Annotated in this window: 27 protein-coding genes; 13 read left to right on the forward strand and 14 right to left on the reverse strand. The window is 48.1% G+C overall.

What is annotated here, in order from left to right; all coding sequences use genetic code 11:
- Positions 1-197: 197 nt before the first annotated feature.
- Positions 198-1,013, forward strand: a complete 816-nt coding sequence (locus tag K7B67_RS08830) for an MOSC domain-containing protein (RefSeq protein WP_252179981.1) — start codon at positions 198-200, stop codon at positions 1,011-1,013.
- Positions 1,014-1,117: 104 nt separating this feature from the next.
- On the opposite strand, the gene K7B67_RS08835 is transcribed toward K7B67_RS08830, so the two are convergent.
- The 4 genes from K7B67_RS08835 to xthA form a co-directional block, all read right to left on the reverse strand.
- A complete protein-coding gene (locus K7B67_RS08835) occupies positions 1,118-1,621 on the reverse strand; it encodes a DUF29 domain-containing protein (protein ID WP_252179982.1) in 504 nt (167 codons plus the stop codon).
- Between the two features lie 142 nt (positions 1,622-1,763).
- The gene (locus tag K7B67_RS08840; protein ID WP_252179983.1) at positions 1,764-2,078 is read right to left on the reverse strand and encodes a type II toxin-antitoxin system RelE/ParE family toxin; all 315 of its coding nucleotides are present in this window, start codon (positions 2,076-2,078) and stop codon (positions 1,764-1,766) included.
- Positions 2,078-2,338 (reverse strand): type II toxin-antitoxin system Phd/YefM family antitoxin, encoded by a 261-nt coding sequence (locus tag K7B67_RS08845; RefSeq protein WP_252179984.1) that lies wholly within the window; start codon positions 2,336-2,338, stop codon positions 2,078-2,080. The genes K7B67_RS08840 and K7B67_RS08845 overlap by 1 nt, the downstream gene beginning before the upstream one ends.
- Positions 2,339-2,455: 117 nt before the next feature.
- Positions 2,456-3,274, reverse strand: a complete 819-nt coding sequence (gene xthA, locus K7B67_RS08850) for an exodeoxyribonuclease III (RefSeq protein ID WP_252179985.1) — start codon at positions 3,272-3,274, stop codon at positions 2,456-2,458.
- A gap of 213 nt (positions 3,275-3,487) precedes the next feature.
- Between xthA and K7B67_RS08855 the strand changes: the two genes are divergently transcribed.
- From K7B67_RS08855 to K7B67_RS08870, 4 genes are all read left to right on the forward strand, one after another.
- On the forward strand, positions 3,488-4,627 hold the full coding sequence (locus tag K7B67_RS08855; protein WP_252179986.1) for an efflux RND transporter periplasmic adaptor subunit: 1,140 nt from the start codon (positions 3,488-3,490) through the stop codon (positions 4,625-4,627).
- On the forward strand, positions 4,624-7,725 hold the full coding sequence (locus K7B67_RS08860) for an efflux RND transporter permease subunit (protein WP_252179987.1): 3,102 nt from the start codon (positions 4,624-4,626) through the stop codon (positions 7,723-7,725). The genes K7B67_RS08855 and K7B67_RS08860 overlap by 4 nt, the downstream gene beginning before the upstream one ends.
- A gap of 96 nt (positions 7,726-7,821) precedes the next feature.
- Positions 7,822-8,025 (forward strand): type II toxin-antitoxin system RelE/ParE family toxin, encoded by a 204-nt coding sequence (locus tag K7B67_RS08865; protein ID WP_256484812.1) that lies wholly within the window; start codon positions 7,822-7,824, stop codon positions 8,023-8,025.
- 11 nt (positions 8,026-8,036) lie between these two features.
- Positions 8,037-8,354: a HigA family addiction module antitoxin gene (locus K7B67_RS08870; RefSeq protein WP_252179989.1), complete on the forward strand. Its 318-nt coding sequence runs from the start codon at positions 8,037-8,039 to the stop codon at positions 8,352-8,354.
- A gap of 24 nt (positions 8,355-8,378) precedes the next feature.
- On the opposite strand, the gene K7B67_RS08875 is transcribed toward K7B67_RS08870, so the two are convergent.
- The 3 genes from K7B67_RS08875 to K7B67_RS08885 form a co-directional block, all read right to left on the reverse strand.
- Complete coding sequence (locus K7B67_RS08875; protein ID WP_252179990.1) at positions 8,379-8,903, reverse strand: GNAT family N-acetyltransferase; 525 nt, start codon at positions 8,901-8,903, stop codon at positions 8,379-8,381.
- The gene (locus K7B67_RS08880) at positions 8,900-9,178 is read right to left on the reverse strand and encodes a DUF1778 domain-containing protein (protein WP_252179991.1); all 279 of its coding nucleotides are present in this window, start codon (positions 9,176-9,178) and stop codon (positions 8,900-8,902) included. Before K7B67_RS08880 ends, K7B67_RS08875 begins: the two co-directional genes overlap by 4 nt.
- Positions 9,179-9,342: 164 nt before the next feature.
- Positions 9,343-10,197, reverse strand: coding sequence for an EamA family transporter (locus tag K7B67_RS08885; RefSeq protein ID WP_252179992.1), 855 nt, complete (start codon positions 10,195-10,197; stop codon positions 9,343-9,345).
- 79 nt (positions 10,198-10,276) lie between these two features.
- Here K7B67_RS08885 and K7B67_RS08890 point away from each other — a divergent pair, with 79 nt between their 5' ends.
- From K7B67_RS08890 to K7B67_RS08900, 3 genes are read left to right on the forward strand one after another with little or no spacing between them, the layout of a single operon-like run.
- Entirely contained in the window at positions 10,277-10,795 is a 519-nt protein-coding gene (locus tag K7B67_RS08890; protein ID WP_252179993.1) for a MarR family transcriptional regulator, read from the forward strand.
- A 52-nt stretch (positions 10,796-10,847) separates the two neighbouring features.
- Positions 10,848-11,363, forward strand: a complete 516-nt coding sequence (locus K7B67_RS08895; RefSeq protein WP_252179994.1) for an MFS transporter — start codon at positions 10,848-10,850, stop codon at positions 11,361-11,363.
- On the forward strand, positions 11,323-12,000 hold the full coding sequence (locus tag K7B67_RS08900) for an MFS transporter (RefSeq protein WP_252179995.1): 678 nt from the start codon (positions 11,323-11,325) through the stop codon (positions 11,998-12,000). The genes K7B67_RS08895 and K7B67_RS08900 overlap by 41 nt, the downstream gene beginning before the upstream one ends.
- 137 nt (positions 12,001-12,137) lie before the next feature.
- Here K7B67_RS08900 and K7B67_RS08905 read toward each other — a convergent pair whose 3' ends face one another.
- From K7B67_RS08905 to galU, 3 genes are all read right to left on the reverse strand, one after another.
- Positions 12,138-12,443 carry a helix-turn-helix transcriptional regulator gene (locus tag K7B67_RS08905; protein ID WP_252179996.1) on the reverse strand — a complete coding sequence of 102 codons (306 nt, stop codon included), beginning with the start codon at positions 12,441-12,443 and terminating at the stop codon, positions 12,138-12,140.
- Entirely contained in the window at positions 12,415-12,783 is a 369-nt protein-coding gene (locus K7B67_RS08910) for a type II toxin-antitoxin system RelE/ParE family toxin (RefSeq protein ID WP_252179997.1), read from the reverse strand. Before K7B67_RS08910 ends, K7B67_RS08905 begins: the two co-directional genes overlap by 29 nt.
- A 498-nt stretch (positions 12,784-13,281) precedes the next feature.
- Entirely contained in the window at positions 13,282-14,118 is an 837-nt protein-coding gene (gene galU / locus K7B67_RS08915; RefSeq protein ID WP_252179998.1) for a UTP--glucose-1-phosphate uridylyltransferase GalU, read from the reverse strand.
- A 235-nt stretch (positions 14,119-14,353) separates the two neighbouring features.
- On the opposite strand from galU, the gene K7B67_RS08920 reads away from it, so the two are divergent.
- A complete protein-coding gene (locus K7B67_RS08920) occupies positions 14,354-14,683 on the forward strand; it encodes a hypothetical protein (protein WP_252179999.1) in 330 nt (109 codons plus the stop codon).
- A 161-nt stretch (positions 14,684-14,844) separates the two neighbouring features.
- Here the strand turns inward: K7B67_RS08920 and K7B67_RS08925 are convergent, their stop codons facing one another.
- The gene (locus tag K7B67_RS08925; protein WP_252180000.1) at positions 14,845-15,147 is read right to left on the reverse strand and encodes a high-potential iron-sulfur protein; all 303 of its coding nucleotides are present in this window, start codon (positions 15,145-15,147) and stop codon (positions 14,845-14,847) included.
- 197 nt (positions 15,148-15,344) lie between these two features.
- Here K7B67_RS08925 and K7B67_RS08930 point away from each other — a divergent pair, with 197 nt between their 5' ends.
- The 4 genes from K7B67_RS08930 (at position 15,345) to K7B67_RS08945 (ending at position 20,272) form a co-directional block, all read left to right on the forward strand.
- On the forward strand, positions 15,345-16,442 hold the full coding sequence (locus K7B67_RS08930; protein ID WP_252180001.1) for a DNA-binding protein: 1,098 nt from the start codon (positions 15,345-15,347) through the stop codon (positions 16,440-16,442).
- The gene (locus K7B67_RS08935; RefSeq protein WP_252180002.1) at positions 16,439-17,560 is read left to right on the forward strand and encodes a tyrosine-type recombinase/integrase; all 1,122 of its coding nucleotides are present in this window, start codon (positions 16,439-16,441) and stop codon (positions 17,558-17,560) included. The genes K7B67_RS08930 and K7B67_RS08935 overlap by 4 nt, the downstream gene beginning before the upstream one ends.
- 66 nt (positions 17,561-17,626) lie before the next feature.
- The gene (locus tag K7B67_RS08940) at positions 17,627-18,649 is read left to right on the forward strand and encodes a protein DA1 (RefSeq protein ID WP_252180003.1); all 1,023 of its coding nucleotides are present in this window, start codon (positions 17,627-17,629) and stop codon (positions 18,647-18,649) included.
- A 201-nt stretch (positions 18,650-18,850) separates the two neighbouring features.
- Positions 18,851-20,272 carry an L-serine ammonia-lyase gene (locus K7B67_RS08945; RefSeq protein ID WP_252180004.1) on the forward strand — a complete coding sequence of 474 codons (1,422 nt, stop codon included), beginning with the start codon at positions 18,851-18,853 and terminating at the stop codon, positions 20,270-20,272.
- A 70-nt stretch (positions 20,273-20,342) separates the two neighbouring features.
- Here K7B67_RS08945 and cyoD read toward each other — a convergent pair whose 3' ends face one another.
- From cyoD to K7B67_RS08960, 3 genes are read right to left on the reverse strand one after another with little or no spacing between them, the layout of a single operon-like run.
- Positions 20,343-20,645 (reverse strand): cytochrome o ubiquinol oxidase subunit IV, encoded by a 303-nt coding sequence (gene cyoD, locus K7B67_RS08950; RefSeq protein WP_252180005.1) that lies wholly within the window; start codon positions 20,643-20,645, stop codon positions 20,343-20,345.
- Positions 20,646-20,654: 9 nt separating this feature from the next.
- Entirely contained in the window at positions 20,655-21,257 is a 603-nt protein-coding gene (gene cyoC, locus K7B67_RS08955; protein ID WP_252180006.1) for a cytochrome o ubiquinol oxidase subunit III, read from the reverse strand.
- The gene (locus K7B67_RS08960; RefSeq protein WP_252180007.1) at positions 21,254-23,236 is read right to left on the reverse strand and encodes a cbb3-type cytochrome c oxidase subunit I; all 1,983 of its coding nucleotides are present in this window, start codon (positions 23,234-23,236) and stop codon (positions 21,254-21,256) included. Before K7B67_RS08960 ends, cyoC begins: the two co-directional genes overlap by 4 nt.

The raw sequence follows: 23,236 nt of genomic DNA on the forward strand, positions 1-23,236 counted from the left end.
CTACATTGTTATACATTGTAAAACAAATTTCAGAAAGATATCGGCGATATTCAAGTGCCTACCAGTCCAGAACAGGCAGCCGCAAAGTAACGCTTTCCTCGAAGTTATGAGTAAAAATCTGGTACATTCTTTCTGAAATCCAGAGGGCATGGCCATCAGGCTTTTTGCCCAATCGGCAACATCATAGTGAGACTCTAATGACTGACACTTCCCTGATTGTTTCCCATCTTGCCATTCACCCGGTGAAATCCCTCAAGAAGATTTCAGTCGATCAGGCGGCCATTGATGCTATGGGATTCGTTAATGACCGGCGCTGGCTGGTCGTCGAGCCCGATGGCAAATTTATGACCCAGCGCCAGTATCCAAAAATGGCATTGATTTCCGCTGTGCCAGATGCTCATGGATTAACCCTGTCAGCACCAGGGATGTCTGATCTCATTATCAAAGACCCGGAGCAACAGGCTGAAGTTTCTGAAAAACAGGTGGTGGTTTGGAAGGATGAACTGCAGGCGCTTGATGCCGGTGATGCGGCATCGCAATGGCTCAGTGAATGTCTTGGCCTGCCATGCGGACTGGTGAAATTCTCAAAGCAGGTGCACCGCCAGGTGGATCTTCGTTTTGCCAATGAAGGAGACCGCACCGGTTTTGCTGATGGTTTCCCTTTTCTGCTCACCACCGAAGCTTCACTACAGGAGCTTAACAGCCGTCTTGATACTCCGGTCACTATGGATCGTTTCAGACCCAATATTGTTGTTCAGGGCACGGAGGCTTATGCAGAAGATCACTGGCAAAGAATCAAAATAGGTGAGGTTGTTTTCCGTGTCGCCAAGCCTTGCAGTCGCTGTGTTATGACAACGGTTGATCCGGCAACAGGGGTTAAGACAGGAAAAGATCCGTTGATGACACTGTCGGGTTATAGAAGAACAGAGATGGGCGTTATCTTTGGGCAAGACCTGATCCATGAGTCAGAAGGGATTATCCGGGTAGGCGACAGTGTTGAGGTTATTGATTAGGCTCGAATGAGGCTGTCGCAAAACTCTGGTTCCCATGCTCTGCGTGAGAATGCATACCGGTAGTGCGTCACGCTCCCACACTGAAGCATGGGAGCGAGTCAACACTAGCTGAAGAGATCTACTCCGTTAAGCGGTTCCCAGCTACTATCCATTATCTTTTCATAACTCCAGGGGCAAGTGTCTGGAAAACTATCAGTAGTTAGTTTTTGATCCTCACTACGAGCATACTTATTCATTTCTTCAATAGCGCCCTGTTTGGCTTCTGGATAAATATTTACCAACGCTTCTTCACAAGCTTTTTCCACACTTTTATGTTTCTTAATAATACGTTGTATATCCCTTCTTCTGTTGCTAATACTGGTTAACCAGCTAGGAATAAAGTGTGTATTACACCCATCTTTCAACACGGTCGTCTGATAGTCACACTTGAGTAAATGAAGAACTAAGTTAAGGAGAAAGGATTCAAGCTTGTCAATTTCATCCTCTCTGCTCATTTCTAACTCCGCAATAAGATTCTCAAGGTCAAGTTCATTAAACTGTTTATTAGCTAACAAGTTTGCTTGTTGACCAAGCCACTGATGATAATCGGTTTCGTATAAATTACTCATACGGCCTATCCTGTGTGGTTTTTTGTTTGAGGTTTGAGGATAGCAGTTGAAGAGGCGGGTGCAAGTTGGCTGACTGGTTTTCAGGGGCTGTGGGTTATGGGTGGCAACCAAACCCCGCTCAGGATGAACGGAGTTTGGGTGCTCAGGTACAAATGCTCTGTCGTTTGATCAGGTGATTGAGCGGAACCATGCGTCTGTGTAACACACCAAATACAACCAATACTTCCTCATGCATCATGTAATAGATGACATGGCTCGCATGGGGAAAACTCAAAACATTTGATCCGACCTCTGCCCTATGTTTGCCAAGGGATGGCGTTTCAGCAAGTAGATGGATTGTTTGCCGGAGCTCAGATAGGTATTTTCCGGACTGAGCAGTACCCCATTGTGCTACTGTGTATCGGCGAATCTCGACCAGATCAGATTGTGCATCGGGAGTTAAGCGATAAGTAGCCATCAGTCGTGCTTGCCCGCCTCCAGCTCATCAAAAAATGCATCACCATCAGCCAGCTTGCCTGCTTCTATATCAGTTTTGGCCTGGGCAGCTCTTAACTGCAACATTTGTAACTTGAGCGCCTCAATATTTTGGTATTCATCGGCTGAGATAACCACGGCAACGGGCTTACCATTCTTACTGATCTGAACAGGACTTCGCTGTGCTTTGAGCAACATATCGCCAAAATGAGTTTTGGCTTCATTGGCAGAAAGAGCTTGCATAGTCATTAATCTCCATAATATCGTTCGATTCGTTCATTATAATCGAATCGAATGATTTCGCCAGAATCACATGCTACGATCAGACCCGTTGCACAGGCACTTGTCAGATACAAATAATCAGACGTCAAACTCCACCCACAGCGGCGCATGGTCTGAAGGTTTCTCCAAACCACGAATATCGTAATCAATGCCCGTTGCTTTGCAGTGCGCCATCAAACAGTCCGTTGCGATAACCCCATCGATGCGAAGACCCCGTTTAGGCTCACGATCAAATCCACGACTGCGGTAGTCAAACCAACTGTAGAGTTCTTCACGGTTCTTTTCAGGGCAGACACGGAAGCAATCCGTGAATCCCCAGCCCAGGAGACGATCAAACCAGGCTCTTTCCTCCGGCAGGAAACTGCACTTTCCGGTTCTTAGCCAGCGTTTTGCATTATCGGGACCGATGCCAATGTCGGTGTCCGTATGGGAGATATTGAAGTCGCCCATGACCAGTAAAGGTTGATCCGGTGAATAGCCGGTTTCCAGGGTGGTCATCAAATCCTGATAAAACGACTGCTTGGCAGGGAACTTGGTAGGGTGGTCACGGCTCTCACCCTGGGGGAAATACCCATTAATGACGGTGAAGGATTGACCACTGTCAGTCTGGTATTCTGCGGTAATAAGGCGTCTCTGGGCATCAGGGGCATCGGTTTTGAAACCTTTTTCAACCCTGAGAGGCTTCTTACGACTCATCAGCGCAACGCCGTAGTGTGTTTTCTGCCCGAAATACTCAACGTGATAACCCAAGGCTTCAATAGCCTCGACCGGGAAATCTTCATCAGTCACTTTGATTTCCTGCAGGCCAATGACCTCCGGCTGATGCTTGTCGATCAGGGCCTTGAGTTGATGCAGGCGAACACGGATACCATTGACATTGAATGTGATGACTTTCATAACTTTGAAGGGGCTTCCTTGGCTGTGTGAGCTGCATCATAGCTGAAAAGCCAGTGGGTTATAAGCTGCATTACGAGGCTCAAAGGTCAGAAAAATACAAAAATTTCAGCCTTTACTTGCTGCCTGATGGTCAGCTTCTTTATAGTTTTACTACAGAACCGTACAAGGTTGTACGACACCATAAAAACAACCAAAACACACTGCGAATATTCTATGCCTGATATTAATCGATCCTGGATCCTTGCTGGAGGAATGGCGGGGCTTCTGGGCGTCTATCTGCTGACAGCAGACGTGACTTCCATGTCCGATACCGGTAAGTCATCATCTCGTAAGGAAAACACATCCGTTGAATTACCACTGGCCAGGGTCTCAGCCAGAGTGTTTCCTGTTGAATCCATTCACCGAACCCTGACTTTATTTGGCGAAACCCAGCCTGACAGGATCGTGACCATCAGTGCCGAAATCTCTGCCAGAGTCATAGCCGCAACGGGTCAGAAAGGGCGGTTTATAAAAACCGGAGACGCCATCGTTACTTTAAAAGAGGGGGCATTACCGGCCCAGATCGCCACCGCCAAAGCCAGAGTCCGAAAAGCGGAACTTGACTACGACTCAGCACTGTCCCTGAAAAATAAAAACCTGATTGCTGAGAATGAATTGCCCGAATTGGAAGTGGCCCTGAGCGAAGCCCGGTCAGCACTTTCAACATTGGAAATCGACTTCGACAACACCCGAATCCGTGCTCCGGTGACCGGCATCCTCAATGACCGCTTTGTCGAGCAGGGTGATTATATTGAAATAGGAAAACCCGTTGCCGAGATACTCGACCTTGATCCTTTAGTGGTTTCTGTCGATGTGCCCCAGTCACACATCGCATCCGTTGCCCTGGGTGACAGTGCCGATATTCGTTTTGCTTCCGGGGCAACAGCCTCTGCTGAAGTTCGCAACATAGCCCGGCTGGCTGAATCAGGCACCCGTACCTTTAAGGTAGAGCTCAGCCTGCCTAATGCCGCCATGGAGACGCCAGCCGGTTTGAGTGTTGAGGCTGAACTGGAACTGGAACAGGTTGAAGCCATCAAGGTGTCACCGGCGTTATTAAGTCTGGATGAGACCGGTAACCCTGGCATCAAATGGGTGGATAACAAGGACCAGGTGCACTTCACGGCTGTCGATATTGTCAAATCTGAAGCCAGCGGCATCTGGCTTACCGGTATTCCTGCCAGTGCCAGATTGATCACCAGAGGGCAGGGTTTTGTCAGGGAAGGGGACCGGGTAATGGTTGAACCGGCGCAGGCCCTTGCGGTGAAAGAGGCCTTAGCGGTGAAAGGAGACAAGCTTGCAGGGGAGACACCATGAGCAGTCTGATTGGTTTGTCACTGAACCGTAGTCGTACGATTCTGATGATGTTTATCCTGATTCTTATTTCAGGGATGCTCTCCTATCTGACGATTCCCAGGGAATCTTCGCCGGATATTCCTATTCCTTACGTGTATGTTTCCGTTGGCTACGAAGGCATTTCACCGGAAGATTCAGAAAGGTTGCTGGTTCTGCCCCTGGAAAAAGAGCTTCAGGGGCTGGAAGGCGTCAAGGAGCTATCGGCAACCGCCTCACAATCCCACGCCTCTGTTACCCTTGAGTTTGAGGCCGGGGTCGAACTGGATAAGGCACTCGCCGATGTCCGCGACAAGGTAAACCTGGCAAAAAGCAAGCTGCCCGACGGCACCGATGAGCCGGTTATTGAACAGATTACCATGGCCAGTGTAAACCCTGTGATTACGGCTATTCTCTCGGGCCATCTCCCCGAAAGAACCATGGTAAAGGTTGCCCGGGCCTTAAAGGATAAACTGGAAGCCCAAAAGACGATCCTGGAAGTAGACATCGCCGGTGACAGGGAAGAAGTGGTAGACGTTATCATCGACCCCATGAAACTGGAAAGTTATGGTCTGGTTCCTGCCGATGTCATCCATCTGGTGTCACAGAATAATCAGTTGGTTGCCGCAGGCAGTGTCGACACCGGGCAGGGGAGTTACTCCATTAAGGTACCTGCCGTTTACAAAACCCCGGCTGATATTCTTTCCCAACCGGTCAAGGTAGAAGAAAACCGGGTGGTGACTTTTGCCGATATCGCTACGGTTCTCAGTACGTTTAAAGAAGGTGGAAGTTATGCCCGGCTGAACGGCAAAAACAGTATTGCCCTGGAAATAAAAAAACGACCCGGTGAGAATATTATTGAAGCCATTGAAGTGGCAAGAACCATCATCGACCAAGGCATTGCTAGCGCACCAGGAACGTTGAAAGTCGATTACGTCGGTGATCAGTCCAAAGAAATAAAAAGAATGTTGACTGACTTGCAGAACAACGTTCTGTCGGCGGTGATTCTTGTTGTGGTGGTTATTATTGGCGCTCTTGGAGCTCGAAGTGCCTTTCTGGTGGGTATCGCAATACCGGGTTCCTTCCTGTCGGGTATTCTGATTCTGGAGATAATGGGACTGACCATTAATATGGTGGTGCTGTTCTCACTGATTATGGCGGTGGGTATGCTGGTTGATGGCGCCATTGTTGTCACCGAATATGCGGACAGGAAAATGGGGGAGGGGATTCATCGCCAGCAGGCTTATCTGGAAGCCTCCCGCAAAATGGCCTGGCCCATCACCGCCTCAACGGCGACGACGCTGGCCGCCTTCTTCCCGCTGATGTTCTGGCCGGGAATAATGGGGGAGTTTATGAAGTACTTGCCCCTGACTCTGATTGCGACATTGGCTTCTTCTCTGCTGATGGCGCTGATTTTTATCCCGACCCTGGGTGCCATGATTGGCAAACCCCGCTCGCTGGGTGCCAGAGAAAAAGCTTCCATGGAGGCTGTTGAGTCAGGCGACTTTGACCAGGCAACCGGTTTCACCGGACGCTATGTGTCGATTTTAGCCCGGACCATCAATCACCCCGGCAGGGTGCTGCTGGTTACCTGCATGACGGTAGCGCTGATTTTTACGCTTTTTATCAAGACTTCCCGGGGTGTTGAGTTCTTTCCTGATGTGGATACCGATGCCATCATCATCACCGTCAAGGTGAACTCAGGGAATCTTTCTGTTTATGAAAAAGACGCTCTGATGGAAACAATAGAAGCCCGCCTGCTGGATCTGCCGGGCATGGAAACCCTCTATGCCAGAACCGGAGATAATCAGGTGGTGGGGACTTTGAGAGTCAATCTTGAAGACTGGCAGTACCGTGACACAACGCTGGCCGTAGCTCAGGATGCTGAACAGCGATTGGCCGGTTTCTCAGGGCTGGATATAGCGGTTGAGCGTGTCAAGGATGGCCCTCCCGGCAGCAAGCCGCTGGAGCTGATTGTCAGAGCTGATAATCTTGACACCCTCTACCATGCCGTGGCTAAAACAAGAAACCTGTTGGAGAACCTGGGCTCCTTTACCAACATTGAGGATTCAGGACCTGCACCCGGTTACGAATGGCGCCTGAGTATTGATCGTGCTGAAGCAGCTCGATACGGAGCCGACGTTGCCACCACTGGCAGCATGGTAAGAATGGTAACCTCAGGATTAACCGTGGGGTCTTATCGCCCGGACGATTCCGACGATGAAGTGGATATCCGCATCCGTTACCCGGAAAGTGAACGACACTTGGAAAGTATTGACCAGCTTCGTCTAATGACCTCTGCCGGACTGGTGCCTATTGGCAACTTTACAGAGCGGGAAGTCAGCAGCAAGCTCGACAATATCAAACGTAAAGATGGCCAACGAACCATCACGCTTTCAGCCGACCTGGTGGATGGCGCACTGCTTTCACAACAAATCCCGATCTTGACCGAAGCCTTGGCAGCGGCCAATTTAGGCGACGGCGTCAGCTTTGATTTTAAGGGCGAAGAAGAGGACCAGAAAGAGAGCGGACAGTTCCTGATGCAGGCCTTCAGTGTTGCGCTGTTTGTCATGGCCATGATCCTGGTGACCCAGTTCAACAGCTTCTATCAGGCGGCATTAATTATGTCAGCCGTGGTACTGGCCACCGGCGGTGTTTTCCTGGGACTGATGATTACCGACCAGAGCTTTGGCATCGTGATGAGTGGCATCGGCGTTATTGCCCTGGCGGGTATCGTTGTTAACAACAACATTGTTTTGATCGATACCTTCAACAGTTTGAGAAAAGAAGGGCACAGTACCAGGGAAGCCGTTCTCAGAACCGGTGCCCAGCGTCTGAGACCGGTTATGCTGACAACCATCACCACCGTATTGGGTTTGATGCCCATGGTGTTGTCCATGAACATCAATGTGTTTGACCATTCCATCGAGATTGGCGCACCTTCGACCCAGATGTGGAATCAGCTGGCAACCTCGATAGCAGGGGGGCTGACCTTTGCCACTGTGTTAACGTTGCTGGTGACTCCCTGTTTGTTGATGGTCTCTGGGAAATGGCAGGCGCGTAAAAAAGGTGCTCTAAGTTGATCGAAGTAGGATTAGTCTAGAGTTATTGCCTTAGTCTACAGATATCTCGAGATTATCTGGTACTTAATCCACAGTTATTTCTATCCATAACTGAAAGTGACCTCTGAGGGCCATAGACTCATCTCAATAACTAAGTGCCTTGCCCAGTTGAATATGAACTACTCTTTCTGGTTTGAACATTTGGAAGGAAAGCTAAAAATCTGGTGCTCAATTCGTGTGAACAAACAGTACCGTCTGATATTCCAATGGGAAGCGGGAGAGGCTCACGGTCTCCATCTGGATCCCCATACATACAGATAAGAGGTAAAGCCATGGCTAAAGCACTGAAAATCCCAGCTCATCAACCTACCAGCGTAGGCACTATGCTCAAAGAAGAGTTTTTGGAACCCCTTGGAATCACCCAGGGCAAACTGGCAAAAGCGATGGGCGTTGGCCGGAAGACAGTCAACGAACTGTGCGGCGGCAGGCGCGGGGTGACTGCGGAAACCGCTTTTTTACTGGCAAAGGTTTTAGGAACGACTCCAGAGTTTTGGCTGAACCTTCAGTTTATGAATGACATGTGGTTGGCGAAGCACAATGAGGTTCTGGCGGAGAAACTAAAGCACGCTTACCCCTTGGTGGCTGCTTAGGTCAGAATCCTGCCCTGTATTCATTCAAAGCTTCCCCGCTGTGGTTAGCGCTGCATGTATCGTTTTGAATGGTAAAAGCAAAGATAATTGAGCATCTAACAATGGAACAGCCCCATAGCTGGCGTACCACCCGGCAACACGTTCATTCTTGGCATCAATCAGCAATGCAACCCCGCCAGCCTGAGCCGCTACCAACAAGCAACGCCTTCCAGCTGCCAGCAATAATTGGCCGGCCAGCCCGTGTCCCTGAACTGAGGTGTCTACCGCGAGACGGCCAAGCCGAAATACCGGCACATCATGTCGAGCCAGACCGCGTTTAATCACCTCCGGTGCACGTTCATAGGCAATGGAAGCGGGACTTAGGCTGTAGTAGCCCAATATCTTTTCATTGTGCTCGCTAATAGCAAGGTAGGTTTTGGCTCCTCCTTTTTCATGGCTTTGCCTAGCGTGGCGGTATAGAAATTGATTCAACGACCCATCTCCACAGTCGAAAGCACTGCGATCATGATGTTTGCCAATGGGTTCTTCGTGCCAGATGGGTAATGTCATGATGGTTTCGGCATAGCAAATGCTGCGGCCATCAATTTATCATTGGGCGCCGGCGGATTATCTAAAAGATCCAGAACATGCAGACTGTCTATTTCGGTCAGCTCCAGTCGCTCATTCTCTTCAATAATCTTCCGGGCTACTGACATCACATTGCGGAGCACAAACTCAGTCAAGTTGGTGTGCTGTAAAGCAGCTGCACGCATTAACAGCGATTTTTCGTCTGAGGCAATACGTAGTGACATACGGTCGTTAGTTTCTACTGGGATCTGAGGCATTTTAAAACCCTCCTATTTGTACGTATTCAAATTGTACATCATAGTAGCGTCTATTAGCAAGTTGTACGCAATAAAAGCGTACATAGTCCACGTCAAATACGAACGCTTCTGGAACTCACCCTGAGCGCCCTTCGACTCCGCTCAGGATGAACGGGGTTTAACAGTCAATCAGTAACTGACTTCTGAACCAGCAGAATACTCGTCAAAACTATTACAAAACCAAGCAGTGATATAAACGACATGCTTTCATTCAGGAAGAACCAGCCTGATAACGCTGCGGTCAGCGGACTCAGTAAACCCAGGACTGAAACAGCCACAGCTGATAGTTTTTTAACACCGTTGAACCAAAGAAAATAGGCAACCACCGCTCCAATGACAGACAGATAAACGTAAGAAACAATATGCTCTGCCGTCAATGCTGGCAGCGGTAGATCCTCATACGCAGCAACAGGCAGCAGCATCAGACTGCCAAGGAAAAGCTGCCAGCCGCTAAAGCCAGTGATGCTGATAGAAAAAGTCCACTTTTTCGCAAGAAATGTTCCCAGACCCATGCAGACTGCCCCTGTAAAAGCCGCTATTACACCTAAAGCATCCAGTTCTGCTAATGCGGCAGGCGTAAGCAGAAGCAATGACATGCCAACGATGCATGAGATGCAACCGAGAATGGTTAAACTGGATGGTGCTTTTTTGTCCATAACCCAGATCAACCAAATCACAATCAAAGGTTGTATAGTTCCAATGACGGCTGCAATCCCACCTGGAAGTCGATAGGCGGCAATAAACAGAGCTGCCTGAAAAATAGTGATGTTCAGGGCACTTAATAAAATGATTTTTCCCCACTCTCTGGCTCTTGGATAAGAGCGACTTATCAATATCAAAATTATCCCAGCCGGAAATGCCCGTATAAAAGCTGACATATAGGGTTTGTCTGCTGGCAAAAACTCTGTAGTGACAATATAAGTAGACCCCCAAATGACCGGAGCCAATGCTGTCGCTAATAAAAGAGGTAATCTTTTCATGGTTAAATTGTTTTTCTCATTTATCTTGAAGTTAAGATATAATGCACCTTAAAGCGTTTTTATCTTAACTTCAAGATAAATGAAAACAAAAGGATGCATTTTGAAATATCAGACCGATGCCGTAGATGAGATACTCAATCAATGGAAAGAAGAATGCCCGGAGCTGGCCACGGCAGCCATGGGAACGATAGGGCGACTGAAACGTTGCTCTTCATTGTTGCAACCAAAGCTGGAGGAAGTCTTTTCACAATTTTCTATCAATAGCTGGGAGTTCGACGTACTAGCCACTTTAAAAAGAGCGGGGGCACCTTATTGTCTTGCGCCAACCGATCTGTTTTCTTCTCTGATGGTAACCTCGGGTACAATGACCCACCGCATGAACCAACTAGAAAAACGGGGACTTGTTCAGAGAACAGATAATCCAAATGATGGCAGAAGCAAATTCGTTCAACTGACCTCCGAGGGCCATAGGCTCATCTCAAGTGCCGTTATTGAGCATTTAAAGAATGAAGAGAAACTCGTATCGGGAATGTCGAAGGCAGAGAGAAAGCAGCTGGATCAGCTATTGAGAAAATTTTTATCTCAGCTAGAAAGATAAGCGTAGGGTGTAAAAGCCGAAGCATAGTAGGGTTAACGACCACTGAAAAATCATGACAACAACAGAAAACAAAGGCTTAAGCATGCTACAACGGATCAGTACTATTTTTTCATTATATGAGGGGTTGCCGAAGCACATCTATTATCTTGCCATTGCGAGATTTATTCTGGGATTGGGCAATTTTATTATCCCTTTCATGGTACTCCTGCTCACTCAAAAACAGGGTTATTCAACCTCCGAGGCGGGTACGTTAGTCATGGTTGTGACAGGTACCTACATGGCTGGTAGCCTCTTGGGTGGCAAACTTTCTGATGCTTACGGCCATAAAAATATTATGGTGATTGGCGAACTGCTTGGTGCTTTGGTTCTTATCTCATGCGGATTTTTTGCAGAGCACCATCTGGTTGCACCGGGGCTATTGTTCCTGGGGTACTTTTTCATAGGTATCGCAGTACCGGCCAGCAATGCCTTGGTTGCCGACCATTCTAATCCTGAAAATCGTGATGCCGTTATGTCGCTGAGCTATCTTGCCTATAATCTACGTCAAAGACAAGCCTCAGCACATTGAGGATGAGCAAGAGATATCTGAGCTGGAAAAGAGTACAGATGGAGGAGTTTGGCCGATACTCAAAGAGCGACCTCGTCTGCTAGTGTTTGGAATTTTATGTACCTTGCTTTGGTTTACCCTGAACCAAATGACCTTGACCAGTCCTCTATATTACAGCCTTATCTTTGATAAAGAAGGAGCTATTCTGTTTGGTCAGTTGATGACCTTTGCAAGTATTTCCGTGGTGCTTATCACGCCTGTTCTGATGAGATTGACTTCTCGTCATTGCGAACTGAACAGCTTGGCTATGTCAGGAGTCCTCTTTGTGATCGGCTATGGTTTGGTCATCTCATATGCCAATATACCCATGCAGTTTTTTGCCTGGTTTTTCCTTGCAGCTGCTGAGGTTTTACTCTTAACCAAAGAAGGCGTTTACATTGCCAATCAATCTCCAGCCAGTCACCGGGGAAGAATCAGCGGCACCTTGCTCACCATCCGAAATATAGGGCTGATGCCAACGTACATGTTTATGGGGTCATTTATTGAAGACTTTGGCTATCAAAGCGCATGGGCTTTGATTATTGACGCCTCAACGTTGGCTGTACTATCATTCGGGCTGTTGTATCTTCAGCAGAAACATGCATCTCAGGTTCGATGACTATTACTTTCCCAGACAATCCGAAAGGTAGAGCAGATTGTCGAATAAGGTGTATCCCGTTATTGGTAAGGGATACACTGCGGCAGGGCATTGCCATCTAATAGTAGGAATCCCCGTCGTTCACGGCGGGCAGGATGTCAAACTTTCATACCAAAGTGATGGCCATCAGGCATCTCAATATCGATGCGTAATTGGCCACCGAGTGCTTCTACATATCGCTTTAGGGAAAGCAATTTTACGTCTTTGCCATTCTTTTCCAGACTGGCAATGGTGGGTTGTTTTACACCCATAGTTTTGGCAACTTGTGCCTGTGACATTTGAACACTATGGCGTATTTCAGCCAGATTGAGTTCAAGCAACATCTCAGAAGTTTTCTGATGAGCTTGTCTCAGTTCGTCCTCTGTCATTAGATCGTCAAGTGCGCTTAGTGGCTGACTTTTCATTCTCTAGCTCCTTTAGATGCTCCTCAAATTCACTCTCTGCGATAGGGATCATCTTCTTGTAAAAACGCTTGTCACCAGTTTTATCTCCTCCACACAGGACAACACACTGGCGTTCGGGATCAAAAGCAAAGAAAACCCGGATAGGCTTTCCACTACTTTGCACGCGTAACTCTTTCAGGTTGCTGATTTTGGAGCCTTCCAAAGTGTCAGCGTATGGTCGAGGTAGAGTCGGCCCTATTTCTTGTAGTAATCCAAGGGATGCCCTGACACTAACCTTGTCTTTACTATCTAACGTTTTAAACCAATCAACAAAGAGTGGTCGGTTAAGTATTGCCCACATAATTGACGCTTAATTATCTCTGACGTGATTATAGATCGCAATCTATATAGAGTGCAATCTATATTTAAGGATTCCAGATGGCTCACCGCTCAGAGGTCTGACGGTTCTGCATTAGGCAGTGCCGTAATTCCCATTTGCATCGCTTTTAGCACTATAACCAGACTGGCTTGATCCCGAACATGAGGTGTTAGTTAATCTGTCCATCGCTTTATTTTCCTAGCCTTACCCATGATGCAGGTAAGTCACCCTCTACGGGTACTTGTGCTTTGACCAGTGAATAAAAAAAAGTTCCATAAAACAGAGGAAGAGGGTCTTGAATCCTGAATAGTTCCAAGGAAAAAACATCTTACGTTAAGCTGACGCAGAAATGATCAATGCCTCTGAATCAATTTTTGGATCATATTTCGCATTTAACATAATATATATTATGCGTAGTTATAATTATCGAAAAACCGGCTCTGCAAGCCGGTCTCCTTAAACTGTATTTACAAACTGTATTTACCTGACCTCCGCCTTATAGATATTCTCATAGCAGAAATTAGTTGCTTCTATGTAGCCTTCAATACTGCCGCAATCAAAGCGTGTTCCCTTGAACTTATAGGCGAGCACCAGACCCGTCTTGCATTGCTCACGCAGGGCATCTGTTATCTGGATCTCACCATTACTGCCCGGCGGGGTTTCTCTGAGAATATCGAAGATATCCGGCGTTAAAATATAGCGACCAATAATGGCCATGTTGCTGGGCGCTTCACCTTGAGCAGGTTTTTCAACCATATCCTCGACACGGTAGAGCCCTGGCTTGATCATTTCACCACTGATCACACCATACTTGTACGCCTCTTCGGCAGGTACTTCCTCAATGGCGACAATACTGCAACGGAACTGTTTGTAGAGTTCAACCATCTGGGACAGAACACCCTGGCCATCAAGGTTAACACAGAGATCGTCGGCTAAAACGACAGCGAATGGTTCATCTCCGACCAGGGTTTCTCCGGTCAGAATGGCATGGCCCAGCCCTTTCATTTCACGCTGTCGTGTATAGGAAAAGGTACATTCGTCCATCAAACCCCGGATACCCGAAAGGGTTTCTTCCTTGGCTGTTCCCTGAATCTGGTGTTCCAGTTCATAATTAATATCAAAATGGTCGTCCAGAGCCCGTTTACCACGACCTGTCACGATACAAATTTCTTGCAGTCCGGCCTGGAGGGCTTCATCAACGCCGTACTCAATCAGGGGTTTGTTGACGATGGGCATCATTTCCTTGGGCATGGATTTCGTCGCGGGCAGGAAGCGTGTCCCGTAACCAGCAGCAGGAAAAAGACATTTCTTAATCATGGGTCAATAACGGCCTTACTTGTTTCGAAGTGTAACAACGGGGTTACGTTTGCATTAAAATAGACGACCTGACTCTTAAAATTTGCCAGATCAGTATAAAACTGTCTAATATTTGTTCTGGTACCTCTATTGTCGCACCCGTTGTGCGATACGCTTTTAGAGGCTGGCGAACAAGAAGTATACGACGCCCTCAGCTCACAACGTACCTATAACTTAACCAAAAGGTAGATTAATAATGACACTAAAAGGTCTGATTAAACTTACCCACCTGCTTCAGGAATACCCACTTACTATCATCCAATGGCAGATCCTGCTGGTAGTGGCTGAAAATCCTGGTGAGACTATAACCGACCTGGTAAATGCTGAAAAGCTGACCTGTGGCACACCCAGTGATATTGCTGTCAGTGTCAAGCGTCTGGGCGAAGGCCGTCATGACCGTCCTGGTCTGGGTCTTATTAGAAAGGCTCAACATGAAGACGATGGTCGTTATTTCAAGCTGACCTTGACTCCCAAAGGTAAAAAGCTGGTCGAAAAAATAAAATCTAAAGCGCGCAATATTAGATGAAGACTCCCTTTGGGCTCAGTAATGCTGCTAATGGGAGTTGTCGCCAGAACGGCTTTCCCAGCTTGAGCCCACCCAGCTTGAGCCCACATTGCGGTTTATTACTTGTCTGACTCTGGTAGTTTAAAAGTGTGTCGTTTAAAAGCGTTCAACAGGGTCTGACCTCACTCAGGTTTTGCAGCCCAGGCTGCGCACCACCCCCCCTCCTCTACTCTGCGACCGGCAAAAAGTGTACAACCATTATTCTTGCTGGGCTCAAAGAACATACAGTTTTTGCAGATATGCCCCTCCTTATATTTTGGATTGCCTTTGGCCTCGGAAGCCTTCTTCACATAGTTAAGCGCTTTAGCCTGAGGATCGTCTTCCTGAACCTCATCAGTGGCTGCTGGGGCTGCCCCGGTATCCAGTGCAACCAAAGGGATTAAGCTGCAAGCCAAGCCAAGCTGCATGAACCTTCTTCTATCCATTTTCAACCCTCATCGTGTGTCGTTTGGCAGAGTGTCTTTGTACGCAATCGGACTCAAAGCAGATCTTTAGATTTTTCATAAAAAACCGTTATTTACTACCGGTAAGTTCAGTTACCGGTAGTAAAAGAATAACTTTAATACTATTAATACCAGTATTATAATACTGGTATTAACAGTTCAGTTTTGGATAAACAATCATGGATAACAAGGCCGATAGCGAGAATCAGAAGGATATTCAGCGCAGAGAGCTGGTTTTCAGAGTCCTGGACGACCTCAAGGCCCGGGGTGAGCGCATCAATGCCGATAAGCTGGCCCGCATTGCCAAAATGGGGAAACAGACGGTTCTGCCTTATTACAATGAATGGCGCTTTCTGGATGATGCCCAGAAGGAAGCAGATGAAGAATTACCTGCTGACCTGGTGCGTGTCCTGAAGCGCTCGCTCATTCAATGGAAACATGATGCAACCGCCTCGCAGCGTGACTTTGAAGACCAGGCCAATCAGGAAATTGATGAGCTTCAACAGGTAGTACAACAACTGACTGAAGAAAAAATGGGTTTGAAGCAACAGTTGGAGCAATTAGCCGGTGAAAATGAGGCGTTACAAGCAAACAATGAGAAACTCAGCCTGCAACATTCAGAGTGTGAGAAAAGCATTATTCAATTAAAGGAACAGCTAAACGCAGAGATTGAAAAGAATAAAAAGCACGAGGAAGCCCTTGCTGCCAGCAAAGAAGAACACGCCAACGCCCTCACCTTCCTTGAAACCAAACTCGACAGCCAGTACCAGTCACAAGTCAATCACTGGATCAAAACGGTCGACAGTGAGCGTCGACTAAGAACCGATATCGAAGCAAAGCTTGAGAAGCAAAAAGAGTGCGGGCTGGCCACTGAGAAGGCCCATAACGAAATCCAATATCGACTGGAAGCCAAGTCCAGGGCCCATCTGGAAGCCTGCGAAGAAAGGAATCATTACAAGGCCATCGTCAAAGAATCAGAACCACAGCTGCAAGTCATCAAGGAGCTGACATTACTTCTGAACCTGCCCACCGAGGCTATTTCCAATGCCGTACGACAGCTGATGGATACAGAACAAAAGGCCCGACATGACCAGGATGCTATTAAGGCGTCTAAGAAACACCAGGCTGCCCTTGAACTCAAAAACCAGACGTTGCAAGAAGAGCTTGATTCAACAAAAACATTAGAACGCGAAGTTGAACGACTTAAAGGCTATAACGATGCTCTAAAGCTCACCATTGAACAAAACATTGAACAAAACAAAGAGGCCAGGTCATGAGCTTGCCTGCCCTTTCAGAACTTCTGCGCCTGCCTCATCCTGACCATCAATACGACCTATCATCGTTAAGCACTGATATGACAGGCGCTGTCAATGACAGTGAAATTCTGACTCTGTTTTTGAACAAATCTGCCGCCCGCTCTAGCGAGACACTCAGGCGCTACGAACGAGAAATCTTGCGTTTCAGCGCCTGGCTGTACCAGGATATGGGTCTGAATTATAAGGAAGTACGTCTGAAGCACCTTCAGATGTATCTTCACCATGTGCAAAATCTGCCGGACCGCTGGTTAAAAAAAGGAGTCCTCCCCGGACAACCGGAAAGAATACTGTTTAAAACATCGATCAAACCAGGGAAAAGCACCGACCAGATCATTGACGTACTTTCATCTTTCTTCTCTTTCCTGGAGAAAAATCGATACACACTGGGTAACCCTGCTGTTTCCTTGATCCGTTCCGGAGAAAAGCTGGCCAGAGGCACATCCACTATTCGATTCTTCCATGAAGGGGAATGGCAACACTTGCTGAATTGCCTTGAACTGCACAGACAAAGTGAGCACGTCTCTGAATCAGAGTCGGCAAGAACACGCTATATCATCATGCTGGGTTACAGTCTCGCACTTCGTGAGTCTGAACTGACCGGGCATAGTTGTAATGATATTCATCCAGATAGTGAGGGCGGCTATTTTCTCAGCATCCTGGGAAAAGGCAGAAAGCGTCGTCAATTGCCACTGAATAATAAGCTTATTGAAGAGATCAAAATATTCAGACAAAGGTTTCACTATGAAGGGCTGCTGGGGAATGATTTTCCACTGGCCCCAAGAGCACGCAGAATCCAGGGTAAAATAGGCGGGCTTTCTTCCAGAGGTTTACGCTTCTGGTGGCAAAATTTTATGGATTTCTGCGGTGGGGCTGACAACCCTGGCTGCCAACGGGCAAGTCGATTTAAAACCATGCCTTTTCACGCCCTGCGACATACGGCGCTGACCCATCTTGCCCATCAGATGGATATAGAAGATCTGGCTATCTTTGCAGGCCATGACTCTATCAATACCACCAGCCAGTACTACCACACTGAGGCCAGACGGTTAAGGAAAATGACAGAAAATCATTATCTCTGAATCATCAACAGCCTTAACCCGCTGCCGCTAAAATGATTGAGTAAGCATCACATGCCAGGGAAGGACATGAATATCTGCAAGAGCTGTCGAAAGCCAATCCATGGAAATGTTCTGGAAGCCCTTGGCAGTCACTGGCATCCACACTGTTTTAACTGCCGAACCTGTAAAAAGCCGCTACTGAACAAATCGTTTGTTGGCTTTAATGGCCGTCCTTTTCATCCACGGTGCCTGAAATGCCCCGGATGCCGAAAAACCATCAAAGATAGATACATAGAAAACGATGGTATGCCCTGGCATCCAGACTGTTACCAAAAACAGAATAATCCCCTCTGTAAAGTCTGCCGCAAACCCCTCAGTAAACATTATTTGATGGATTTCTGGGGTAATGCCTTCTGTGAACTGCACGAGGATTACACCCAGTGCTCAAGTTGCAGCCGGATAGTCTGCAAAAACATTACCGATGGTGGCATGTCCTTCCCGGATGGACTGGTGATCTGCAACCTCTGCAATCTTCGCGGTGTTATCAGTCAGGAACAGGGGGACAAAATCATGGAACAGATGCGCTCTGCCCTCGCTTCTGTAGGATTAAATTTACATCAATCCAGCACACCGTTAACACTGTGTGGCCGAAATGAACTCCGGGAAGCCAGCCGACATAACTTCCATAATGAAAGGCCAATACTGGGCCTGACCCGATGGAGCACTTCTACGGCAGCAAATGGTCAGGTCATAGCCAGAGAGTTCAACGATATTCTGATTCAAAAGCATCTGCCGGAAGAGCATTTTCAGACCGTAGCCATCCATGAATTAACCCATGCCTGGTTCTTCTACAACAACTATCGTGATCTGCCCCTGGAAGTCGAAGAAGGTATGTGTGTCATGATGGAGTACATCTGGTTGAAAAATCAGGATACAAAAAACGCACAGTTCCGGATCATGGCGATAGAAAACAGTGATGACCCTGTCTACGGTCTTGGCTTTCAGAAAGCCAGGGCTTCCCTGAAATTAATGCCTCTGAAAACCCTGCTGCAATTCATTAAGGAAAGAAAAACCTTTCCTACCCGCTGGGCTGCATTTTTTTATCATTAAGTCAGCAGGAGAATGGAAGCTGCCCCCTCTATCAATGGCACCCAAACCCCGTTCAGGGTGTCACTCTTGCCATTGCTGAGATGGCGATTCACAGCTGATTTGATCTCGGTTACTCTCGGCGGACTGTGTACATATTCGTACTGATAAACGTCTGGCTATCCATCACACTAGACGACAATAACCAAAAGTTGACAGAGCGTCATGCTGAGTATTTTCGACATTTTCAAGATTGGTATTGGTCCTTCCAGTTCACACACGGTTGGCCCCATGTGGGCGGGCCAGCGTTTTTTGTCCGAGCTTCGTGAAAAAACAAGTATCCATAAAGCTGCCACCGTTAAAGTCAACTTGTACGGCTCTCTTGCCCTGACAGGCCACGGTCACGGCACTGACAAGGCCACTATGCTGGGCCTGGCTGGCTTTCAGCCTGACACGGTTGACCCCGATGAGGCCGATAATATCGTCGAGCAGATCAAACAGAAGCAGCAAATCAAGCTGGCTGGAGAACACACTGTCAGTTTTGACTACGACACCCAGATGGTTTTTCATAACGAAACCTGTCTGCCCGAGCACCCCAATGGCATGCAAATACTGGCCAGAGACAGCGACGGTATGGTTATTCATGAGAATACTTACCTGTCCATTGGTGGTGGTTTTATCAAGACGCTGGAGGAGTTTTCCCAGCCCGAAACGTCCAGCCACTCTGAAGAAAGCCCTGACCCGATTGACATTCCCTACCCTTTCCGTTCAGGCGAACAACTGTTAACACTCTGTCGTAAGCATAACTTGTCCATTGCCCAGCTGGCCCTGGCCAATGAGCTTGCCCGACACAATGGCGATATTGATACGGTTAATAACAAAATCGACAGCATCTGGGCGGTTATGAAAGCCTGCATTGATCGCGGACTGTCCCAGGAAGGTCACCTGCCTGTGAGTGGTGTTAAACGTCGGGCTGCCAATATGCACAAACACTTGATGGCCAATCCCGAAGCGATGCTGAGCGACCATTTTGCCATCATGGACTGGGTGACCCTGTTTGCTATGTCCGTCAATGAAGAAAATGCCTGTGGTGGCCGAGTAGTGACTGCACCAACCAATGGTGCAGCCGGAGTGATCCCGGCGGTACTGGCTTATTACACCCGGTTTATTTCTCGAAATAATACTCAGGGTATCCGTGACTTTATCGCTACCGCGGCAGCCATCGGCTCATTAATCAAAATGAATGCTTCCATTTCTGGTGCAGAGGCGGGCTGTCAGGCGGAAGTGGGATCGGCCTGTTCCATGGCGGCAGCAGCCCTGGTAGCCGTTCAGGGAGGAACCATTGAACAAGTGGAAAATGCCGCAGAAATCGGCATGGAGCACCATCTGGGTATGACCTGTGACCCTATTGCCGGTCTGGTTCAGATCCCCTGCATTGAGCGAAATGGTATGGCGGCCATCAAGGCGATCACCGCGGCTCGCCTGGCCATGCGTGGTGATGGTACTCACGCGGTATCACTGGACAGCTGCATCGAAACCATGTACCGAACCGGTCTGGACTTGCAGGCCAAATACCGTGAAACCTCACTGGGAGGACTGGCTATTCACGCCAAGGAAGCGAAAAAATATAACGCTATTGTTGCCTGATTGTCGCCTGATTGTCGCTTGATTATCGCCTGATTCTACAGGCAGCAGAACCGCTGCTGCCTGCTCTTACTCACATCATTCTGAAGTTCAGATCAAACAGTATCCAGATGGTTCCACCTGCCATGATAAAAATCAGGACCCCGGCAAAAAACAGCGCTGTCAGATAGTCCTTGCCCGTGCGCTTGAGGCTGATGTTTAAAAAAAAGCGTAAATGGACCAGCACTTGAACCAAAGCACACAGCGCAATAATGGCAAACAGTGGTTTTGCCGGGAAAGCCGAGGACCAGACGACCCAGAAAGGAATAACCGTCAGGATGATCGCCAGTACCAGCCCTGTGAGATAGTCCTTCAGGCTATGTTCATGTGCTTGCACGACGGCCTCCTAAATGAATACCGGCAGGTAAACCACAGAAAAGATCCCGATCCAGACAATATCCAGAAAATGCCAGAACAGGCCAAGGCGAAACAATCTGGAGCAGACCTGAGGCGTCAGCCCTTTTATGACGACCTGTAGAGCCATCATCAGGATACCGGTCATGCCAATACTTACATGGATACCATGGGTGGCAACCAGAGTAAAAAAAGACGACAGGTAACCACTGGCCTGGGGGCCTGCTCCCTCCCGGATCATTTCTAAAAACTCAACGACTTCCAGAAGGACAAAAGAAACACCAAAAACGACGGTGATGATTAACCAGAAGATGACTGATGGTCGTTTTTTATTGATTGCAGCCAACCAGGCAAAACCAAAAGTAACGCTGGAGATCAGCAGACAAGCGGTTTCAAGAAAAACATGCCTGAGATCAAAAAGATTGATGGGTTCAGGACCGTTAGCGGTATTTCTGAACATGCTGACATAGGTGGCAAACAGCAGAGCAAAGATAATCGCATCTGTCATCAGGTAAAGCCAAAACCCGAACTCCCGGTTATCCAGGCATTCTTTATGGTGTTCAATCAAGGCTTGTTGAAGCATTTCCTGATTCATAAGGGCTTTCCTGCGGACATCAACTGAGCTTTACGTTGACTCTCAATGGCCATGATTGCTTCCGACGTAATAATCTCCTCACTGTGATCATTACCGCTTCTGACGACCACTGTCGTCATAGCACCAATCATGGCGAGAATGGCTAGCCACCACAGATACCAGACGAAAGCAAACCCCACCAAAAACCCGAACAGACCGATCAACACACCTGCTCCGGTGTTAGCGGGCATGACGATAGGCTTATATTGGCCAGGAAAATGATAGGCCTCCCCCTTCTTTTTCATCTCCCAGAAAGCATCAACGGCGTTGACCCTGGGAATGACAGCAAAGTTGTAAGGTGCTGCCGGTGAGGAGGTGGCCCACTCAAGGGTTCTGCCATCCCATGGGTCACCGGTCAGGTCCCGGTTTTCGTTACGGTCTCTGATACTGACGTAAAACTGCATAAAGACACTGAAAGCACCCACCAGCACAAAACAGGCGCCGATAAAGGCCACCAGCAGAAAAGGCTGCCAATCGGGATGGGTGTATTGCTCAAGTCTTCTTGGCATCCCCAGCAGTCCAAGGGCATAGAGTGGCATAAAGGCCAGATAGAAACCGATAAACCAGAAGCAAAACACCATCCTGCCCCAGAACTCATTCAGCTTGAAACCAAAAGCCTTGGGGAACCAGAACTGAGTGCCAGCAAAGTAGCCGAACAAGGCACCGGGTATCAGCATGTTATGAAAATGCGCCACCAAAAAGGTACTGTTGTGCATCAGGTAGTCCACCGGAGGGATAGCCAGCAATACTCCGGTAATTCCCCCTATCACAAAGGTAATAATAAAACCGATGGTAAACAGCATCGCGGGATGAAAAACAATCCGTCCCCTGACCATGGTGAACAGCCAGTCAAATATTTTAACGCCTGTGGGAACGGCAATAATCATCGTGGCAATACCAAATATGGCATTGACGTTGGCACTGGCGCCCATGGTAAAGAAGTGATGCAACCATACTGTGAACGACAACAGCCCAATAGCCATGGTGGCGTAGACCAACGAACGATAACCAAACAGCCTTTTCTTGGAAAATACCGCCGTTACTTCAGAATAAACGCCGAATGCCGGCAGAATCAGAATGTAAACTTCAGGGTGCCCCCAGATCCAGATCAGGTTGGCAAAGTTCATCATATTGCCACCCAGCTCATTAGTGAAAAAGTGCATCCCCAGTGTCCGGTCCAGTCCCAGCAGAGCTACTACTACTGTCAGGGCTGGAAAGGCAAAGGCCATCAGGATACTGGTGCAGAAAGTAGTCCAGACAAACAACGGCATCTGCATCAGTTTCATGCCCGGAGCCCGGCATCTCAAAATGGTCGTTATGAAGTTGATGCCAGTCAGGGTACTGCCCACACCACTGACCAGCAGTGCCCAGATCCAGTAATCCACCCCAACTCCCGGACTGAAGCCAACACCTGAATAAGGTGGGTACCCGGTCCAGCCCGCCGTTGAGAATTTGCCCAGAACCAGAGAAATGCTCACCAGCCCGGCCCCAGCCGCAGTCAGCCATAAACTGACCGAATTCATGAAGGGAAAAGCGACATCCCTGGCACCCAGTTGCTGAGGAACGACGACATTGATCAGACCGGTAAGAAACGGCATGGCCACAAAAAAGATCATGATGGTGCCGTGGGTAGTAAAAATCTGCTCAAAATGCTCCGGCGGCAAATACCCACCATTATTCAGGGCAATGGCTTGCTGGGCTCGCATCATGATCGCTTCAATAACCCCCCGGGCAAGCATGGCCAGGGCCAGCAGGATATACATAATGCCGATTCGCTTATGATCGACACTGGTCAGCCATTCTTCCCATAAATAGCGCCATTTACCTGCCCAGGTTACGGCCAGAGCTGTTAACAGCACGGCCATCACGACAACAGCAGCGCCTCCCATAGCAATCCCGCTGTAGAGTGGCAGTGCGTCAATGGTCAATCTGCCTAACAT

Origin of the sequence: Endozoicomonas sp. 4G (assembly GCF_023822025.1) — a bacterium.
Lineage (GTDB): Bacteria > Pseudomonadota > Gammaproteobacteria > Pseudomonadales > Endozoicomonadaceae > Endozoicomonas_A.

Bases quoted from the DNA above. Each gene is read 5' to 3' on its own strand.
- K7B67_RS08830 (WP_252179981.1), top strand. From the start codon at position 198: ATGACTGACACTTCCCTGATTGTTTCCCATCTTGCCATTCACCCGGTG.
- K7B67_RS08835 (WP_252179982.1), bottom strand. From the start codon at position 1,621: ATGAGTAATTTATACGAAACCGATTATCATCAGTGGCTTGGTCAACAA.
- K7B67_RS08840 (WP_252179983.1), bottom strand. From the start codon at position 2,078: ATGGCTACTTATCGCTTAACTCCCGATGCACAATCTGATCTGGTCGAG.
- K7B67_RS08845 (WP_252179984.1), bottom strand. From the start codon at position 2,338: ATGCAAGCTCTTTCTGCCAATGAAGCCAAAACTCATTTTGGCGATATG.
- xthA (WP_252179985.1), bottom strand. From the start codon at position 3,274: ATGAAAGTCATCACATTCAATGTCAATGGTATCCGTGTTCGCCTGCAT.
- K7B67_RS08855 (WP_252179986.1), top strand. From the start codon at position 3,488: ATGCCTGATATTAATCGATCCTGGATCCTTGCTGGAGGAATGGCGGGG.
- K7B67_RS08860 (WP_252179987.1), top strand. From the start codon at position 4,624: ATGAGCAGTCTGATTGGTTTGTCACTGAACCGTAGTCGTACGATTCTG.
- K7B67_RS08870 (WP_252179989.1), top strand. From the start codon at position 8,037: ATGGCTAAAGCACTGAAAATCCCAGCTCATCAACCTACCAGCGTAGGC.
- K7B67_RS08875 (WP_252179990.1), bottom strand. From the start codon at position 8,903: ATGACATTACCCATCTGGCACGAAGAACCCATTGGCAAACATCATGAT.
- K7B67_RS08880 (WP_252179991.1), bottom strand. From the start codon at position 9,178: ATGCCTCAGATCCCAGTAGAAACTAACGACCGTATGTCACTACGTATT.
- K7B67_RS08885 (WP_252179992.1), bottom strand. From the start codon at position 10,197: ATGAAAAGATTACCTCTTTTATTAGCGACAGCATTGGCTCCGGTCATT.
- K7B67_RS08890 (WP_252179993.1), top strand. From the start codon at position 10,277: ATGAAAACAAAAGGATGCATTTTGAAATATCAGACCGATGCCGTAGAT.
- K7B67_RS08895 (WP_252179994.1), top strand. From the start codon at position 10,848: ATGACAACAACAGAAAACAAAGGCTTAAGCATGCTACAACGGATCAGT.
- K7B67_RS08905 (WP_252179996.1), bottom strand. From the start codon at position 12,443: ATGAAAAGTCAGCCACTAAGCGCACTTGACGATCTAATGACAGAGGAC.
- K7B67_RS08910 (WP_252179997.1), bottom strand. From the start codon at position 12,783: ATGTGGGCAATACTTAACCGACCACTCTTTGTTGATTGGTTTAAAACG.
- galU (WP_252179998.1), bottom strand. From the start codon at position 14,118: ATGATTAAGAAATGTCTTTTTCCTGCTGCTGGTTACGGGACACGCTTC.
- K7B67_RS08920 (WP_252179999.1), top strand. From the start codon at position 14,354: ATGACACTAAAAGGTCTGATTAAACTTACCCACCTGCTTCAGGAATAC.
- K7B67_RS08925 (WP_252180000.1), bottom strand. From the start codon at position 15,147: ATGGATAGAAGAAGGTTCATGCAGCTTGGCTTGGCTTGCAGCTTAATC.
- K7B67_RS08930 (WP_252180001.1), top strand. From the start codon at position 15,345: ATGGATAACAAGGCCGATAGCGAGAATCAGAAGGATATTCAGCGCAGA.
- K7B67_RS08935 (WP_252180002.1), top strand. From the start codon at position 16,439: ATGAGCTTGCCTGCCCTTTCAGAACTTCTGCGCCTGCCTCATCCTGAC.
- K7B67_RS08940 (WP_252180003.1), top strand. From the start codon at position 17,627: ATGAATATCTGCAAGAGCTGTCGAAAGCCAATCCATGGAAATGTTCTG.
- K7B67_RS08945 (WP_252180004.1), top strand. From the start codon at position 18,851: ATGCTGAGTATTTTCGACATTTTCAAGATTGGTATTGGTCCTTCCAGT.
- cyoC (WP_252180006.1), bottom strand. From the start codon at position 21,257: ATGAATCAGGAAATGCTTCAACAAGCCTTGATTGAACACCATAAAGAA.
- K7B67_RS08960 (WP_252180007.1), bottom strand. From the start codon at position 23,236: ATGTTAGGCAGATTGACCATTGACGCACTGCCACTCTACAGCGGGATT.